The organism is Labrys sp. WJW, assembly GCF_001676615.1.
GTDB lineage: Bacteria > Pseudomonadota > Alphaproteobacteria > Rhizobiales > Labraceae > Labrys > Labrys sedimenti.
Genome location: NZ_LYXZ01000039.1, coordinates 20,263 through 37,482, shown reverse-complemented (window position 1 = coordinate 37,482; position 17,220 = coordinate 20,263). Strand labels below are relative to the sequence as shown.

At 64.7% G+C, this 17,220-nt stretch carries 18 protein-coding genes; 6 read left to right on the top strand and 12 right to left on the bottom strand.

The window, feature by feature from the left end; translation table 11 throughout:
• Nucleotides 1-70: 70 nt before the first annotated feature.
• Nucleotides 71-520: a L,D-transpeptidase gene (locus BA190_RS22695; RefSeq protein WP_082979989.1), complete on the bottom strand. Its 450-nt coding sequence runs from the start codon at nucleotides 518-520 to the stop codon at nucleotides 71-73.
• A gap of 235 nt (nucleotides 521-755) precedes the next feature.
• Here BA190_RS22695 and mepA point away from each other — a divergent pair, with 235 nt between their 5' ends.
• Complete coding sequence (mepA, locus tag BA190_RS22690) at nucleotides 756-1,700, top strand: penicillin-insensitive murein endopeptidase (RefSeq protein WP_068292689.1); 945 nt, start codon at nucleotides 756-758, stop codon at nucleotides 1,698-1,700.
• Between the two features lie 51 nt (nucleotides 1,701-1,751).
• On the opposite strand, the gene BA190_RS22685 is transcribed toward mepA, so the two are convergent.
• The 3 genes from BA190_RS22685 to BA190_RS22675 all read right to left on the bottom strand — a co-directional run bounded on the left by BA190_RS22685 (nucleotide 1,752) and on the right by BA190_RS22675 (nucleotide 3,575).
• Nucleotides 1,752-2,258: a TIGR00645 family protein gene (locus BA190_RS22685; RefSeq protein ID WP_068292686.1), complete on the bottom strand. Its 507-nt coding sequence runs from the start codon at nucleotides 2,256-2,258 to the stop codon at nucleotides 1,752-1,754.
• A gap of 124 nt (nucleotides 2,259-2,382) precedes the next feature.
• Complete coding sequence (gene folB / locus BA190_RS22680; RefSeq protein WP_068292684.1) at nucleotides 2,383-2,742, bottom strand: dihydroneopterin aldolase; 360 nt, start codon at nucleotides 2,740-2,742, stop codon at nucleotides 2,383-2,385.
• A 20-nt stretch (nucleotides 2,743-2,762) separates the two neighbouring features.
• Complete coding sequence (locus BA190_RS22675; RefSeq protein WP_068292682.1) at nucleotides 2,763-3,575, bottom strand: molybdopterin-synthase adenylyltransferase MoeB; 813 nt, start codon at nucleotides 3,573-3,575, stop codon at nucleotides 2,763-2,765.
• Nucleotides 3,576-3,814: 239 nt separating this feature from the next.
• On the opposite strand from BA190_RS22675, the gene polA reads away from it, so the two are divergent.
• Together polA and BA190_RS22665 are read left to right on the top strand one after the other, a co-directional pair.
• Nucleotides 3,815-6,799, top strand: a complete 2,985-nt coding sequence (gene polA / locus BA190_RS22670; RefSeq protein WP_068292679.1) for a DNA polymerase I — start codon at nucleotides 3,815-3,817, stop codon at nucleotides 6,797-6,799.
• A gap of 267 nt (nucleotides 6,800-7,066) precedes the next feature.
• Nucleotides 7,067-7,726, top strand: coding sequence for a DUF2076 domain-containing protein (locus BA190_RS22665; RefSeq protein ID WP_068292676.1), 660 nt, complete (start codon nucleotides 7,067-7,069; stop codon nucleotides 7,724-7,726).
• Between the two features lie 101 nt (nucleotides 7,727-7,827).
• Here BA190_RS22665 and cysK read toward each other — a convergent pair whose 3' ends face one another.
• The 7 genes from cysK to BA190_RS22630 form a co-directional block, all read right to left on the bottom strand.
• Nucleotides 7,828-8,790, bottom strand: coding sequence for a cysteine synthase A (cysK, locus tag BA190_RS22660; RefSeq protein ID WP_068292673.1), 963 nt, complete (start codon nucleotides 8,788-8,790; stop codon nucleotides 7,828-7,830).
• A gap of 107 nt (nucleotides 8,791-8,897) precedes the next feature.
• Entirely contained in the window at nucleotides 8,898-9,347 is a 450-nt protein-coding gene (locus tag BA190_RS22655) for an Rrf2 family transcriptional regulator (protein WP_068292671.1), read from the bottom strand.
• A gap of 124 nt (nucleotides 9,348-9,471) precedes the next feature.
• Entirely contained in the window at nucleotides 9,472-9,930 is a 459-nt protein-coding gene (gene dut, locus BA190_RS22650) for a dUTP diphosphatase (RefSeq protein ID WP_082979966.1), read from the bottom strand.
• Nucleotides 9,931-10,033: 103 nt separating this feature from the next.
• Nucleotides 10,034-11,305 carry a bifunctional phosphopantothenoylcysteine decarboxylase/phosphopantothenate--cysteine ligase CoaBC gene (gene coaBC, locus BA190_RS22645; protein ID WP_068292670.1) on the bottom strand — a complete coding sequence of 424 codons (1,272 nt, stop codon included), beginning with the start codon at nucleotides 11,303-11,305 and terminating at the stop codon, nucleotides 10,034-10,036.
• 154 nt (nucleotides 11,306-11,459) lie between these two features.
• The gene (locus BA190_RS22640) at nucleotides 11,460-12,320 is read right to left on the bottom strand and encodes an alpha/beta fold hydrolase (protein WP_068292666.1); all 861 of its coding nucleotides are present in this window, start codon (nucleotides 12,318-12,320) and stop codon (nucleotides 11,460-11,462) included.
• Between the two features lie 152 nt (nucleotides 12,321-12,472).
• Nucleotides 12,473-13,012 carry a translation initiation factor IF-3 gene (gene infC / locus BA190_RS22635; protein WP_371260377.1) on the bottom strand — a complete coding sequence of 180 codons (540 nt, stop codon included), beginning with the start codon at nucleotides 13,010-13,012 and terminating at the stop codon, nucleotides 12,473-12,475.
• 199 nt (nucleotides 13,013-13,211) lie between these two features.
• Nucleotides 13,212-14,453: a glycosyltransferase family 4 protein gene (locus tag BA190_RS22630; RefSeq protein ID WP_068292658.1), complete on the bottom strand. Its 1,242-nt coding sequence runs from the start codon at nucleotides 14,451-14,453 to the stop codon at nucleotides 13,212-13,214.
• Between the two features lie 195 nt (nucleotides 14,454-14,648).
• Between BA190_RS22630 and BA190_RS22625 the strand changes: the two genes are divergently transcribed.
• The 3 genes from BA190_RS22625 (at nucleotide 14,649) to BA190_RS22615 (ending at nucleotide 16,716) form a co-directional block, all read left to right on the top strand.
• Nucleotides 14,649-15,434: a carboxylesterase gene (locus BA190_RS22625; protein ID WP_068292656.1), complete on the top strand. Its 786-nt coding sequence runs from the start codon at nucleotides 14,649-14,651 to the stop codon at nucleotides 15,432-15,434.
• Nucleotides 15,435-15,483: 49 nt separating this feature from the next.
• A complete protein-coding gene (locus BA190_RS22620; RefSeq protein WP_068292648.1) occupies nucleotides 15,484-16,044 on the top strand; it encodes a NifU family protein in 561 nt (186 codons plus the stop codon).
• Nucleotides 16,045-16,146: 102 nt separating this feature from the next.
• Nucleotides 16,147-16,716, top strand: a complete 570-nt coding sequence (locus tag BA190_RS22615; RefSeq protein ID WP_068292645.1) for a hypothetical protein — start codon at nucleotides 16,147-16,149, stop codon at nucleotides 16,714-16,716.
• A gap of 83 nt (nucleotides 16,717-16,799) precedes the next feature.
• On the opposite strand, the gene BA190_RS22610 is transcribed toward BA190_RS22615, so the two are convergent.
• On the bottom strand, nucleotides 16,800-17,129 hold the full coding sequence (locus BA190_RS22610) for a hypothetical protein (protein ID WP_156771664.1): 330 nt from the start codon (nucleotides 17,127-17,129) through the stop codon (nucleotides 16,800-16,802).
• Nucleotides 17,130-17,220 lie beyond the last annotated feature (91 nt).

Here is a 17,220-nt window from a genome sequence, read left to right as displayed (position 1 = left end):
TCGCGCGAATGTGCACGGCTGATATGCAGATTCGTGGCTATTACCGGCCTCGCCCGGTGAAATCCGCGGGCTAGCCGATCACCACGCGCGTATCCGACATGCCTCGGTGCCGGATGAGCTGGTAGAGGGCCGCTGCGTGGGATGGCGCCAGCCGGATGCAGCCATGGGAGGCGGCACGGCCGAGCTGCTTGACCGAATAGGTGCCATGCACCGCATAGCCGCCCTTGAAGAACACCGAATAGGGCATCGGCGAATTGTCGTATTTCTTCGAGTAGTGCATGCGCTTGAGCAGCTTGGGACGGTAGACGCCGCGCGGGGTATAGTAGCCGCGCCGTGCCGTCGACACGGCCCAGACCGCCTCGACATTGCCGTCCACGATCACGGTCATGCGCTGCCTGGCGATATCGACCTTGGCCACGACGCCGGCGGAAGCCGGGGCCAGCTGGCAGAGCGTGGCGGCGAAGAGCGTGAAGGCAACGGCGATCCAGCGGAATTTCGCGCTCAGATGCAGGGCAGGCATGACAGGTTCCTCGATGCGGTTCGCTGACATTGGCCGTACCGGGCCCTTATTCGCCATGCGCTTTTGCACAGGATGCGAGTCCACCCGGAACCGAACAAAGCATGAATCGAACATGGTTAATTTTCGGTTTCCGTCCACCGGCGGCCCCGCCGAAACCCTGGCCGCGCCGCCCGATGCTGCCGTTCCGGCAAAGACAGGATAGGATGGCGTCACGAATCACTTTGCGGGAGCATGCATGCGCCGTTTCGCCAGGATCTTTCCGTCGTTCAAGGCTGCCCTGCCGGCGGCGGCGCTGCTGACCCTGGCGAGCCATACGCCGGCCCTGTCGCAAGACATTACCCCGCCCGGCTACAAACTGCCGCCGCTCGGCGCGGTGACGGCCGCCACCCCCGCCAAGCAGCTCTTCGGCCGCGCCGAAACAGCGGCCAATATCGGCCTCGGCTCCATCGGCTTCTACGCCAAGGGCTGCCTGTCGAACGGCGTGGAACTGCCGGCCGATGGACCGACCTGGCAGGTCATGCGCCCCTCACGCAATCGCGCCTGGGGCAATGCTGCCGTCATCCGGGTGGTGAAGAATCTCGCGGCCAAGGCCCCGACCGTGGCGGGCTGGCCCGGCATCCTGATCGGCGACATGGCGCAGCCGCGCGGCGGCCCGATGCTGACGGGCCATGCCTCGCATCAGATCGGCCTCGACGCCGACATCTGGCTGACCCCCATGCCGAACCGCCGGCTGAGCGTCGCCGAGCGTGAGACCAAGAGTGCCGTGATGATGGTACGCCCGGACCGGCTCGACGTCTCGCGCGCCTGGACCGCCGGCCAGATGGGCATCGTGCGCGCCGCCGCCCAGGATCCGGCGGTCGAACGCATCTTCGTCAACGCCGCCATCAAGAAGGCGATGTGCCGCGACGCCACCGGCGACCGCTCCTGGCTCGGCAAGGTGCGCCCGATGTATGGGCACGACTATCATTTCCATGTCCGCATCACCTGCCCGCGCGGCAGCCCGACCTGCACGCCGCAAAAGCCGCCGACAGGCGACGAGGGCTGCGGCAAGGAACTCGATTACTGGTTCTCGGATGCGGTGCTGCATCCCAAGCCGCGCCCCAAGCCTCCGCACCCGCCGCGCCAGCTCACTCTGAGCGATCTGCCCGCCGCCTGCAGCCAGGTCATCGCGGCGCCATAGGTCCACGGCGCCGCACGCAAGGAAACGGGCGGTGCCCGGGGCGAGACGACGTCAGTCGTCGGGATGGCCCGCCTTGGCCTGCAGCAGGTCGGAAAAGGCCAGCAATACGCCCGAGATCATGAACACCATGTGGATGCCGACCAGCCAGTAGAGGTCGCGGTCGGTCAGCTTCTCGATCTGCATGAAGCCCTTCAGGAGCTGGATGGCGGAGATCAGCACGATCGAGGCCAGCAGCTTGAGCTTGAGGCCGGCGAAATCGACCTTGGTCATCCAGGACGGCCAGGACAGATGTTCGGTACCATCGATCTTCGAGACGAAATTCTCATAGCCCGAGAAGATGACGATCAGGATCAGGCTGCCGAGCAGGGCCAGATCGACCAGCTCCAGCACGCCGATCACCGTTTCCTCGGTCGTGAAGCCATAGGCGCCCACGACATAATGGAGCAGTTCCTGCCCGAATTTCAGCAGGACGACGAACAAGGCGATGACCAGCCCGATATAGAAGGGCGCCAGCACCCAGCGCGAGGCGACGAGGCAGCGCTCGATCATTTTTTCCATGTGGAATCTCAACCCGATTGAACAATCGCGGGCAAAATAGAGGGAGGCGCCCGGCGTGGGAACCCAGCCTTGCCAAATTGTAATCGAGTCGGATGGGTATCGCGGCCCAAGGCCGACTAGCCGGCTATTTGAGGCGCAGGATCTCGACACCGGCCATGGCGCCCGGCACGGCGCGCGGCTTTTCGACATGCACGCGCACCGCAGCAGCGCGGTCGAAGGCGAGGCAGCGCTGCGCCAGCCGCTCGGCGAACGTCTCCAGCAGGTCGACATGGCCGGCGGCCAGGTCCCGCCCGATGGCGGCGATCTTGTCATAGTCGATCGTGCCCTCGATATCGTCGTCGCCGAAACGGGCTTCGGCCAAAGTCAACTCGACATCGACGACCAGGGGCTGGGTCACGCCCTTCTCATGCTCGTAATAGCCGATATGGGCTTCGAGATTGAGGGCGCGCAGAAAGACGCGGCTATAGGATCGCTGTTCGGTCATGGCAGCGAGACATGACACACTCAGCCGGGAATGGCCATCGCCGTTTCGCCCGTTGCTGGCGCCGCCCTGCCATTCAGCGGATTGTCGGGATCCCAGCCATAGAGGGTCTCGCCGAAACGCATGTCGCGCGCATCGAGGTGGATCAGGCGGCCGGTGAGGCCGGTACCGAAGCCGACGATCTCGCGGATCGCCTCCAGCGCCATCATCGAGCCTGCAACGCCGGCGAGCGCGCCGAGCACGCCGGCCTCCGAGCAGCTCGGAATGGTCCCCGGCGGCGGCTTCTGCGGGAAGAGGCAGCGCCAGGTCGGATTGGGTTCACCCTCGGCATTGGTCTCGAAGGGTCGCAATGTGGTCAGCATGGCGTCGAATACGCCGAGCGCGCCCATGATCAGCGGCTTGCGGCCATGGAAGCAGGCATCGGAGACGGCATAGCGGGTGTCGAAATTGTCCGAGCCGTCGATCACCAGGTCATAGGCGGCGATCAGCTCCGCCGCATTGGCAGGATCGATGCGCAGGGCATGCGGAACCACCGTGACATGCGGGTTGAGCCTTGCGATCGCCTCGCTGGCCGTCTCGACCTTGGGCCGGCCGATATCGGGCGTGGCATGGATGATCTGGCGCTGCAGATTGGAGAGCGAGACGGTATCGTCATCGACGATGCCGAGCGTGCCAACGCCTGCCGCCGCCAGATAGAGCAGCACGGGCGCGCCGAGCCCGCCGGCACCGACCACCAGGATGCGGGCCCGCGACAGGGCCTGCTGCCCGGCGCCGCCGACCTCGTGCATGACGACATGCCGGGCGTAGCGCTCCAGCTCTTGCGATGAGAATGCCATGGGGCAAATGTAGATACTTGCCCGAAAGGGCGCAATGATCGGAGCGCGGACTTCTCGGCGACATGCCTGCATGTCGCGATATCCGCTCCTGCTTTTCTATCACGCGCGACGCTTACGGACAGAAAGAGCGGACTGGAAGTCCGTGCTCCGATCTATGCTCCCATGCTCGCCTTCTCGATGCGAGCCTGTATGATCGCGCTCCAAGAATCAGTCCTGAACAGACCGAAGACGAGGCCACGATGACTTCTGCTCCGCGCGCCCCCGGAAAGGGCGACCACGTCTTCCTGGTCGACGGTTCGTCCTTCATCTTCCGGGCCTATTTCCAGTCGATCAACCAGGACGCCCGCTACAATTACCGCTCCGACCGCCTGCCGACAGGTGCGGTGCGCCTGTTCTGCAACGTGCTGCACAAGATGATCAAGGAAGGGGTGATGGGCAAGCAGCCCACCCATCTCGGCATCATCTTCGACAAGTCGGAAGATTCCTTCCGCAAAGAGATCTACCCGCCCTATAAGGGCCACCGGCCGCCACCGCCGGAAGAGCTGGTGCCGCAGTTCCCGCTGATGCGCGTCGCCGTGCGCGCCTTCGGCCTGAAGCCGGTGGAACAGACGCGCTACGAGGCGGACGACCTGATCGCCACCTATTGCGACATCGCCGTCAAGGCCGGCGCCGACGTCACCATCGTTTCCGCCGACAAGGATCTGATGCAGTTGATCCGGCCGGGCGTGGTGATGTTCGATCCCGCTTCGGGCGACCAGAAGGCCAAGGGCTCGCGCCCCGAGCGCCTGATCGCCGAGCCCGAAGTGCTCGAAAAGTTCGGCGTGACGCCGGACAAGGTGGTGGATGTGCAAGCCCTGGCCGGCGATTCCACCGACAATGTCCCCGGCGTGCCCGGCATCGGCGTCAAGACGGCGGCGCAGCTGATCAACGAATATGGCGACCTCGAAGGGCTTCTCGCCCGGGCCGGCGAGATCAAGCAGCCCAAGCGCCGCGAGAGCCTGACCGATCCCGAAAACGTCAAGCTCGCCCGCATCTCGCGCGAACTGGTCAAGCTGGTCACCGACGTCACCCTGGAAACGCCGATCGAGGACCTGATCGCCCCCGGGCTCGATGCCAAGGGCGCCATCGCCTTCCTGAAGGCGATGGAATTCTCAACTTTGACCCGTCGCATCGCCGAGGATGCCGGCCTCGACGTCGCCGATATCCCGGCCGACGAGGCCCTGAAGATCCCCGACAGCGATTTCTCGCCCGCCCCGGCCCGCACGCCGGCGCCCAGGCCGAGCGCCGACGGCGCCGTTCCTGCTCCGGCGGTTGCCACCGGGGCCGGCACGCCCTCCGCCGTGGTGGAGAGCGTCAAGGCCAGGCTCGCGGCCATCCCCTTCGAAGCCGGCTCCTATGAAACCGTCGCCAGCCTGGAAGCGCTCGATGGCTGGATCAGCAGGGCCCGTGAGCTCGGCTATGTCGCCTTCGACACCGAAACCACCTCGCTCGACGCGCTGCAGGCCGATCTCGTCGGCTTCTCCCTGTCGGTCGAGCCGGGCAAGGCCTGCTATGTGCCGTTGCGCCATCGCGACAAGGCAGACCTGTTCGGCGGCGGCATGATGGCCGGCCAGGTCGATGTGCCGGAGGCGCTGAAGCGGCTCAAGGGCCTGCTCGAAGACCCCGGCGTCTTGAAGATCGGCCAGAACCTCAAATACGACACGCTGGTGATGGGCGAGGAGAACGTCAGGGTCGCGCCCTATGACGACACCATGCTGATGTCCTATGTCGTCGATGGCGGGCGCGGCAATCACGGCATGGACGAACTCTCGTCACGCCATTTCGGCCACAAGCCGATCGCCTTTTCCGAGGTCTGCGGTTCCGGCAAGTCGCTGATCGGCTTCGACCAGGTCACCATCGAGCGCGCCACCGCCTATGCCGCCGAGGATGCCGACGTCACGCTGCGCCTGTGGCTGCTGCTCAAGGCCCGCCTGGTCGCCGAAGGCCTGGTCACCATCTACGAGACGCTGGAGCGCCCGCTCGTCGCCGTGCTCGCCAAGATGGAATCGCGCGGCATCATGATCGACCGCCAGATCCTGGCGCGCCTGTCGGGTGAATTCGCCCAGAGCGCCGCCCGGCTCGAGGCCGAGATCCACGAGCTTGCCGGCGAGAATTTCAATGTCGGCTCGCCCAAGCAGCTCGGCGACATCCTGTTCGGCAAGATGGGCCTGCCCGGCGGCAAGAAGACCCCAACAGGCCAATGGGCGACCTCGGCCCAGGTCCTGGAGGACCTGGCCGACCAGGGCCTGGAACTGCCGCGCCGCATCGTGGCCTGGCGCCAGCTCACCAAGCTCAAATCGACCTATACCGACGCGCTGCCCACCTATGTGAACCCGAAATCCGGCCGGGTGCACACCTCCTACTCCCTGGCGGCAACCACCACGGGGCGCCTGTCCTCCTCCGAGCCCAATCTGCAGAACATCCCGGTGCGCACCGAGGAAGGCCGCAAGATTCGCTCGGCCTTCATCGCCGCCCCCGGCGCCAAGCTGATCTCGGCCGACTATTCGCAGATCGAACTGCGCGTGCTCGCCCATGTCGCCGAAATCCCGCAGCTGACCAAGGCTTTCGAGGATGGCGTCGACATTCACGCCATGACGGCCTCCGAAATGTTCGGCGTGCCGGTGCAAGGCATGGATCCCCAAGTGCGGCGACGCGCCAAGGCCATCAATTTCGGCATCATCTACGGCATTTCCGCCTTCGGCCTCGCCAACCAGCTCTCGATCCCGCGCGAGGAAGCCAGCGCCTATATCAAGAAATATTTCGAGCGCTTCCCCGGCATTCGCGATTACATGGACCGGATGAAGGCCGAATGCCGCGCGAACGGCTATGTCGAGACCGTCTTCGGCCGCAAGATGCATTTTCCGGCAATCGAATCGAAGAACCCTTCCGAGCGGGCCTTCGTCGAGCGGCAATCCATCAATGCGCCGATCCAGGGCTCGGCCGCCGACATCATCCGCCGCGCCATGAGCCGTATGGACGCCGCCCTCCTCAAGGCCGGCCTCTCGGCCAAGATGCTGCTCCAAGTGCATGACGAACTCGTCTTCGAGGCACCGGAGGAGGAAGTCGAGGCCACGTTGCCCGTGGTCTCCCAGGTGATGGAGCATGCGGCCCTCCCGGCCCTGCAACTCAAGGTGCCGCTGCAGGTCGAAGCGCGGGCCGCCGGCAATTGGGAAGAGGCGCATTGAGGCCCGGAGCGCGGACATCCTGTCCGCTCTTGAAACAATCAGATATCAGGATAGGACGACGCCCGTTTTTCGCTGCAAAAGCCGAAGGCAAACGAATTTCCTGGCAGCATATCGTTTCAAGAGCGGACAGGATGTCCGCGCTCCGGGGCATTACTCCTTTGTAACGCGCCCCAATTCTGGCCGGTTCTTGTCCGATTGAAGTGCAGCACCCACATGGGAGGCGTTGCGGCCTACCCCCTCAGGAAGCAGCCGCGAAGGAGAGTCAGGATGACCCCCAACGAAAAAGCCCTCATCGAGGACCTGTTCAATCGCCTGCGCAGTTCCGCCCCCACCGGGCGCGACAACGAGGCGGAAGCCGCCATCGCCGCCGAGATGGCCCGTTCGCCGGGCGCAGCCTATGCGCTGGTGCAGACGGTGCTGGTGCAGGATCACGCCCTGCGCGAGGCGCATGCTAAGGTACAGGCCGCCGAAACGGCCGCCCAGCAAGCTCCGCAGGCGCCTCAGCAGCCCGCACAGCCGCAATCCATCCTCGAGCGCGCCGGCTCGGCCCTGCAAGGCTTCGGTGGCCAGCGCAACCAGGCCCAGCCGGGCCAGGTGCCTCCGCAGCAGGCCGAGCAGCCCGCGCGTGGCGGCGGCTTCCTGCAGGGTGCCTTGCAGACGGCGGCCGGTGTCGCCGGCGGCGCCTTGCTGTTCGAGGGCGTGCGCTCGATGTTCGGTGGCGGTGGCGGCCTGTTCGGTGGCGGCAGTTCGGCCCCCTGGGGCGAAGGCAACACCACCATCAACGAGACCATCATCAACGAAAGCGCCGACAAGGGCCGCGACAACGACGACAATGTGCGCGACGCCAGTTACGATTCGAATGACGATGACGATGATGGCGACTATGATTCAGACGATTCCGGCGGCAGCGACGACAGCTGGATCTGATCGCCGCCCGATATGAAAAGCGATCGTTCATAAGAAAACCCCGGCCAAATGGTCGGGGTTTTTGCATGACAAGGGGCATCTCTGCCCGAATGCAGGGACAATTACAGCCCTTCGAACAGGGCGCTGGAAATGTAGCGCTCGGCGAAGGACGGCACGATCACCACGATGGACTTGTTGTCCATGCCGGGGCGGGCCGCCAGTTCCAGGGCGGCAGCAACGGCCGCGCCGGAGGAGATGCCGCAGGGAATGCCCTCGATGCGGGCGAGCAGGCGGGCGGTGTCGAACGAGGTCTGGTTGCCGACGGTGATGATGTCGTCGATCACGGAGCGGTCGAGCACATCCGGCACGAAGCCTGCGCCGATGCCCTGGATCTTGTGCGGGCCGGGCTGGCCGCCCGACAGCACCGGCGAATCCTCCGGCTCCACGGCGACGATCTTGAGATCGGGCTTGCGCGGCTTCAGGACCTGGCCGACGCCGGTGATGGTGCCGCCGGTGCCCACGCCCGAGACGAAATAGTCGATGTCACCCTTGGTGTCGTTCCAGATTTCCTCGGCCGTGGTGAGGCGATGGATCTCGGGATTGGCGGGATTGCGGAACTGCTGGGGAATGATGGCGCTCGGCAATTCCTTGACGATCTCCTCGGCCTTGGCGACCGCGCCGCGCATACCCTGGGCAGCCGGGGTGAGAACGAGTTCGGCACCGAGCAAAGCCAGCATCTTGCGGCGCTCGATCGACATCGATTCCGGCATGACCAGGATCAGGCGATAGCCGCGGGCAGCGGCGACGAAGGCGAGAGCGATGCCGGTATTGCCGGAGGTCGGCTCGACCAGCACGGTATCGGGCTTGAGATGGCCCGACTTCTCGAGCGCATCGATCATGCTGACGCCGATGCGGTCCTTGACGCTGGCGATCGGATTGAAGAATTCGAGCTTGGCGAGGATGCGCGCCTTGACGTTCTTGGCCTTGGCCAGCCGGTTGAGCTGCACCAGCGGGGTATCACCGATGGTCTCGGTGATCGACTGGTAGATGCGGCCGCGGCCGGGCACATGATTGGCATTCGCCATGGGGAACGTCCTTGATTGAAAGCGGCTGGAATTCAACATTAATCCACGAAAATGTCGAGGTTAATATTGAATTACAGATATTTAATGTTCTTTAGATGACGAAATCTTCAGATCGCGAAGTCGATATTGGCCGGTGTGCCGCCGAAGACGTGCTTTCGCTCGGCATCCCGGCACAGATCCTCGACGGTGATCTGGTCGAGTTCGGCCAGGAAGGATTGCGAGGCCTGGTTGACCGCCGGCGCGATGACCTGGTCGACCAGGGTCGAGACCGGCGCGGGATCCTCCTCGCCGGCGGCATCGGTCATCGCGGCGCGCACGATGTCGCCGACGCTGATGCGTCGCCTCTCGCGCGCCAGTTCATAGCCGCCCCTGGGACCGCGCACGCCCTTGAGGATGTTGTGGCGCACCAGGGTCTGCAGCAAGGTTTCCAGATGGCGCGGCGGCAAGGCATGCCGGGAGGCAAGAGCCTTGGCGGCGACCGGCGTAGGCCTCGAATGGTGGGCGATATCCACCACGGCGGCGAGGCCAAGCAAGGAACGGCGCGAAAGCAATTGCATGTCGACCCCCTGATACGGTCCTATTTCAGAGCAAAGAGCGTTCATGACTGAACGCCCATTTGCTCTGACTTCTTGTTCGACGCGTCTTTGTGATTCGAGTGATTTTCTCGAACCGCAAAACGCTTTAGGTTGTGGTGCCCGTCGAACCGAAGCCGCCGCTGCCACGAGCGGTCGAATCGACTTCCGCCGTTTCGACCAGGACAGACAACGTCACCGGCGCAATGACCAACTGGGCGATTCGCATGCCATGGGTGATGGCGAAGGATTCTACACTCAGATTGATCAGGGCGACTTTAATCTCACCGCGATAATCGGCGTCTATCGTACCGGGCGCGTTCAAAACGGTAATTCCGCTTTTCACAGCCAATCCGGAACGTGGGCGCACTTGTCCTTCATAGCCCTGTGGAATTTGGAAAACCAGCCCGGTCGGCACCAGAGCACGCATCATCGGTGCAAGAACCAGGGTTTCCCCAGGGCCCAGCGCTGCCGGCAGGTCGAGACCCGCCGCCCCCTCGCTCTGATAGGCGGGCAGCGGCAGGTCACCGGCATGGGCGAGTCTCTTGACGGGAATGGTCAGGGTCATGGCAATCCTAGAGGCTGTGTGCCGATGTCCGCCATCGGCAATCCAATCGAACGGAACCGGCATTCGGGGAAAAAATCTGCGAGCACGTGGAGGAAAAAGGCGATCAGGCGATCGGCGCGCCGGCCAATTCGCCAAAGCGGGCCACCAGCGCCCGGGCGACCGCATCCTTGTCCATATCGGGCCATGTCTCGACGCCCGAGGCCGAGACCAGATGGACGCGATTGCGGTCCCCGCCCATCACGCCGCTCTCCGGCGAGACGTCGTTGGCGACGATGAGATCGCAGCCCTTGCGGGCGAGCTTGGCCTTGGCATGCTCGACGACGTGCTCGGTCTCCGCCGCGAAACCGACGACCAGGGACGGCCGGTTCGCCTTGTCCTTTGCAATGGTGGCGAGGATGTCGGGATTTTCCACCAGCGAAAAGCTCGGCGTGGCCTCGGCGCCCTTCTTGATCTTCTGGGCACCGGCATCGGCCACGCGCCAATCGGCCACCGCCGCCGCAAAGATGGCGATGTCGGCCGGCAGCGCGGTGCTGACGGCGTCCAGCATTTCGCGCGCCGTTTCCACCGGCACCAGGTTCACCCCGGGCGGCGGCAGCAGCGCAACCGGCCCGGAGACCAGGGTGACGCGCGCTCCCGCGGCCAGGGCCGCTGCGGCAATGGCATAGCCCTGCTTGCCGGACGAACGGTTGGCGATGTAGCGCACGGGATCGATCGGCTCATGCGTCGGCCCGGCCGTCACCAGCACATGCTTGCCGGCGAGCGGCAGGGCCGGCAACAGGCGCGTATCGGCGCGTACCGAGCCCGGCAGCGGAATGAAGGTCGGCCCCGCCAGCGCCTTCTCGATCGCAGCGACGATCTCCAGGGGTTCGGCCAGGCGGCCCGGCCCGTATTCGCCGCAAGCCATCTCCCCGTCATTCGGGCCGACGAAGAGCACGCCGTCCTCGCGCAGTTGGGCGATGTTGCGCTGGGTCGCCGGATGCAGCCACATGCGCACATTCATGGCCGGGGCGACCAGCACGCTCTTGTCGGTCGCTAGAAGCGTGGTGGAAGCAAGATCATTGGCGAGCCCCTGCGCCATCTTGGCGAGGAGATCGGCCGTCGCCGGCGCCACCACCAGCAGATCGGCATCGCGCGACATCTCGATATGCCCCATCTCGGCCTCGTCCGTCAGCGAGAACAGGTCGGTATAGACCTTGTCGCCGGTGAGGGCGGAGACGGAGAGCGGGGTGACGAAGGCTTCGCCGGCCTTGGTCAGGATCGCCCGCACATCGGCACCGCGCTCGCGCAGGCGGCGGATCAGTTCGAGGCCCTTATAGGCTGCGATGCCGCCGCCGATGATCAGAAGGATGCGCTTGCCGACGAGAGTGGTGGACATGGATCGACCCGCCTGGAGCCATTATCGCGTTGTGCCAGAGCGTGTTGCGATTGGACGGTGTCACCGGGAATCGCAAAGACGCCCGAGCCAATCCGACGAATTGGCTTGGAAACAAGAAACTGCTGCCCACACATAAATAGCGCGACCGGGGGATTCAATCGTTTCGGTGTTTTCCAGCCTGAAGGTCCATCCCTGCCGGATGGGCCAGCCAGGCGAATCGGTCCATCCCCGCATAGCGAATCGGATCGTTGGGCGGCAGGGACGGCATGCCGTCAAGGATGAGGCTGGCAATCCTGTCGTAATCACCGTCGAAATGGTGGCCGCCCGGCACCTCGACCACCTGCACCTTGCCGGCATCGACATCGTTGCAGCCCGACCGCGCGCCTTCATCGGCACCATGGAAGCACTGGATATGGGGGCCGTCTATGGCGGCGACGGCTGGGATCGTCGCCCTGCGCCCACCGGCGACCTTCATGAAGCCGACGGCGTAGTCGGCTTCCCGCGAGAGGCCGAGCAGCGAGACCTGGCGAATGCGCGCACGCAGGTCGTCGGACAGGCGCGCATAGATCGTGGCTGCGATATCGGCGCCGAAGGAATAGCCGACCAGGATGACCGGCCGGTCGGGGCCGATCGCGGCCGCCATCCTGTCGATCGCGGCCGCAACCTCCTCGGGAGAACGGCGATGGATGAAATAGGCCAGGCTGTTCAGGCCGATCGTGGTCACGCCGGCGCGGGCAAGTCCCTCGGCGATGCCGTCGTCGATGCCCCACCAGCCGCCATTGCCCGATAGCAGGATCGCAACCGGCCCGTCATCGCGCTTGCCCTTGATCACGACGACCGGCAGGTCGCGCAAGGAGGCGGGCACATTGGCATTGTCGGGGGCGGCCAATCCACCCCAGACCCCGCCAAAGGCCTGCGGAAACCAGCGCGGCAGGACCTTTGCGTCAACAAAGACGCCACCCGCGGCGAGAAGGGTCAGAAAGGCGAAACGCCGGAATGTCAGGGAACGGACCATGGGACGGCACGAAACAGATGAACTGTCTGTTCCTGTGCCCGGAACATGGCGCGACGATGGCGGCCCGGAACCGCCATGGATATGGCGTCTCGACCTCTCAACCCCATCGATCGATGGAGCTGAGAGGTCGACACTCCATCTATCCGGCTCGATCAGCGCGGCGCCAGCACCATCACCATCTGGCGGCCTTCGAGCGAGGCATCGGATTCCACCTTGGCGATCAGGCCGGTGTCATCCTTGACGCGGTTGAGCAGGCGATAGCCGATCTCCTGATGCGCCATTTCACGGCCACGGAAGCGCAAGGTGACCTTGACCTTGTCGCCTTCCTCGAAGAAGCGCTTCATGGCCTTCATCTTGACGTCATAGTCGTGATCGTCGATGGCCGGCCGGAGCTTGATCTCCTTGATCTCGACCGTCTTCTGATTCTTGCGGGCCTCGGCGGCCTTCTTCTGCTCGTTGAACTTGAACTTGCCGTAGTCCATGATCTTGCAGACCGGGGGCTCGGCATTGGCGGCCACCTCAACCAGGTCCAGTCCGGCTTCAAAGGCCATGGCGATCGCCGCCCTGGTGTCGGTGACACCGCGATTCTGCCCGTCCTGATCGATCAGCATGACTTCGCGGTTCCGAATCTCCTCATTGATGCGCGGGCCGTCCTTGACGACGGGTGCGTTTGTCCTCATAGGGCGACGAATGGCGGTAAACTCCTCTACCATGAATTGATTTGGGCAAGCCGGCGGCTTCGCGTCGAAGCCCGCGCCCGGATGCGGGAAGATGTTGCCGAAGCGCCCGGAAGTCAACGCTTTCATGCCCGATGCGCGAAATTTAGATCACAAATCAGCCCGATAGACTGTCACGGGCTCGCCATGCGGCGAACAATTCGCGGCTTTTGGCTCACTCGTCTTTGAGCTTGCGGCTCTTCATCAGAAGTTCGGCATAGACATCGAGCGTGGCATTGCACATCACGTCCAGCGAGAAATGTGCCTCGACATGCGCGCGGGCCCGCGCCGCAAGGCCATCGCGGGCCGAAGCACCCAGGGTCAGCGCCTCGTGCAGGGCTTCCGCCAAGGCTTCGGCATCGCCCACCGGCGTACGCCAGCCCGTGCGCAGATTGCCGACGATCTCCGGCGGAGCCAGCACGGTTTCGGAGGTGGCGCCATGGTCGGCCACCACCACCGGACAGCCCATCGCCTGCGCTTCCACCGCCGTGCGTCCGAAAGCTTCCGGGCTGGTGGACGGGATGGCGACCGCTGCCGCGGAGAGATAGGCGGCGGGCATGTCGCTGCAATGGCCGACGCGCAGCACCAGTCCCTTGAGGCCGCGCTCGGCAATGCGCGTCTCGAGTTCGGCGACATAGCCGTCCCGGCCCTGGGCATCACCCGCCAGGACGAAGACCGTGTCCTCGATGCCCTTCTGCTTGAGGATGGCGGCGGCATCGATCAGCACGCGCTGGCCTTTCCAGCCGGTGAGACGGCCGGGGAGCAGCACGATGCGCTGATGCGGCGCCACGTTCCAGGCCCGGCGCAGCGTCTCCACGCGCTCGAAAGACACGGCCGAGGGCGTGAAGGCCGTCAGGTCGGTACCGCGATGGATGACGCGCAGGCGCTCCGCCGCCTCCGGCCAGTTTTCCTTGATGGTGGCGGCGGTGAAATTCGAATTGGCGATGACGACATCGGCCTGCGCCATCACGCCGTTATAGCGCTTCTTCCATTCGGAACTCGCCGAATAGGCACCATGATAGGTGGTGACGAAGGGCAGGCTGAGCTTCTTGGTGGCGAGGCGGGCCGACCAGGCCGGAGCGCGCGAGCGGGCATGAATGAGATCGACCTTCTCCTCGCGCACCAGGCGTTCCAGCCGGCGGGCATTGCCCCAGATGCGCAGCGGATTCTTGGTCGAGGCGTTGAACGGGATCCAAAGGCCGCCACGGGCCTGCAGCTCGCCGACCAGCCGACCGCCTTCGGTGGCGACAAGGGCCCGGGCCCCCGCCCGCGTCAGCGCATCGGCGATGTCGATGGTGGTGCGCTCGGCACCGCCGGCATCCAGGGCCGGAATGATCTGCAGCACGGTGATACCGGCAAAGCGTTCCTCCTTCGGCCGTCGGCCGACCGGGCGAGCTTTGGACGAGAAATCGGACATGGGTGCAGATTTTTCCGGCTTGGTTCGGCGTGATGATGAGGGTGGTCAATGGACGTTGGTCCATGACACCCTCTATAGAGCGCCCCATGTTCTAAATGAAAGGTGATGCAGCGCAGGATTTTCGGGCCGGCCCCGCATATTTTTTCGGGCGTCCTCCCAGAACGCGCCGCCGCACCAGCAAGAGGAAGTGACCGGATGACCAGCAACCCCGCCATGATCAGCGTCGGCGAAGGCCCGTCCAGCCGCACGATTGCCTGGCGTCACCAGCCCGGACGCGGCCCGGATGTGGTATGGCTCGGCGGCTTCCGCTCCGACATGCAGGCGACCAAGGCCAGTTTTCTGGCCGAATGGGGCGCACGTCACCATCGGGCGGTGACGCGATTCGATTATTCCGGCCATGGCGAATCAGGTGGCCGCTTCGAGGAGGGCACCATCGGCTCCTGGCTCGAGGATGCCCTGGCCGTGATCCGCGAGGGCGTGAAGACACCGCCGATCCTGGTCGGCTCTTCGATGGGAGGCTGGATCGCCCTGCTGGCTGCGCGGGCGCTGGCCGGCACGCCGCTGGCACCGGCCGGCATGGTGCTGATCGCGCCCGCTGCCGATTTCACCGAGCGGCTGATGTGGAACCAGTTCCCTGACGCGGTGAAGCGCGAGATCATGGACAAGGGCGCCTGGCTGCGCCCCTCCGACTATTCGCCCGAGCCCTATCCGATCACCCGCGCGCTGATCGAGGAAGGCCGCAATCATCTTCTTCTCGGCGACATGGTGAAAACCGGCTGCCCCGTCCATATATTGCAGGGGATGGAGGATCCGGACGTGCCCTGGCAGCATGCCATGGCACTGGTCGAGAGTCTGGCCGAGGACGACGTGACGGTGACGCTGATCAAGGATGGCGACCATCGCCTGTCGCGCCCGCAGGATCTCGACAAGCTGGTCGAAGCGGTGGAGGGCATTGCGCCCAAATCGCAGCTCCTTCTATAATTGAGAGGTCCTGACCGGCCTTGACCCGGTTGCTGGAGCGGAGAGAAAGATGTTCATTCAGACCGAGGCGACGCCGAATCCCTCGACCCTCAAATTCCTGCCCGGCCGCGAAGTGCTGCCCGAAGGCACCACGCTGCACATGACGAATGCCGCCGAGGGCGTGCAATCGCCGCTGGCGCAGAAGCTCTTTTCCATCGAGGGCGTCGCCGGCGTGTTCTTCGGCTCGGACTTCATCACCATCACCCGCTCGGGCGTGGAGTGGCAGCACCTCAAGCCGGCCGTGCTCGGCGCCATCATGGAGCATTACCTCTCCGGCGTGCCGATCCTCAACGCGGATGTCGCGCCGCTGGAGGAAGGCGAGGAATTCTTCGACGAGGCGGACGAGGACACGGTCGAGACCATCAAGGACCTGCTCGAGACCCGCGTGCGCCCGGCCGTGGCGGCCGATGGCGGCGACATCACCTTCCGTGGCTATCGCGAAGGCGTGGTCTATCTCGCCATGAAGGGCGCCTGCTCGGGCTGCCCCTCTTCCACGGCCACGCTGCGCAACGGCATCCAGAACCTGCTGCGCCATTTCGTGCCCGAGGTCCAGGAAGTCCGCGCGGCCTGAGGCGGCGGGGTCCTGTGACGAGTGGCATCGACCGGCCGCTTTCATCAATGTTTAAGGCAGCAGGTGCTTAATCCCCTCGGGGGGCCGGAGTTCGCTACGGCCATGCGCCTGCTGCTATCCATATTCTTTACGAGCGCCCTGTTCGGCGCAGTCCAGGCCCAATCCGCACCGCTGACGGAACGACGCCTGATCGACATGTTCGATGCGCGCCTCGTCCGGGACGGGCTGGATCCGATCCGGGCCTGCCGAGGGAAGGACGACGAGTCCTATGCCTGCACGTTCGACGACGCCGAATATCTGACGACGATCACGCCGAGGGGCGATGTCACCGGCTCGATCGGCACGTCCCGTTCACCCACCTCGATGACCATCGTCCTCGCCGGCAATGCGATCGACTCGATCGGCCTGGTGGGCGACCGGGCCAGCCCTGCGGACCTGATCAACTTCACCGCCCACCTTGAAAGCCTGCTGCACACGATCGGGCCGGAGAAGAGTGATTACGACATCGAGCAGGACACGCTCGATCTCGGCGTGATGCGCGGCGATTCCGATGGCGATATCGGCAGGGCCCGGGTCGTTACCGAGGGCTTCGCCACCATCCGCTGTCTCAACCAGCGCTTCGTGGTGAGCCCCGGCATTGCCTGCATGATCACGATGAGGCCGACCGGCTGAACTTTCTTCAGCTCGCATCGGATGGATAATTGGGAAACGGGCGTTTCCGAAACGCCCGCCCGTTCCCGGGGATGCAAAATGCCTTATTCCCACTCGAAGAAGTCTGGATGGGTCCGGCGCCATTCCGCCACGCGCTCGCGATGGGCGCCGATCATTTCGCCGAACTGGACGCAGGCCCGGCGGTCGCCCCTGTCGCAGCCTGCATGCAGACGATCGAGGCGATCGATATAGGGATCATAGGCGACCGGGGCCGGCTCATACACCGGTGCAGGCCGCGGCGGCGGGGCGGGACGATCGGCCAGCGCCTGGCCGAGCAGGACGCCGCCGACCGCCCCAAGCGCTGCGCCGCCGACGAAAGCGCCGGTGCGGCCGTCGCCCGCAAAGGCGGGCGTAACCGCCAAGGCTGTCGTCACACAAAGAATCGCGGCTGAAAGGCAGATCTTCATCGTCATTGTAACAGGAACTCCGATTTGATTACCCCAGCATTGTCAGTAAAATATCGCA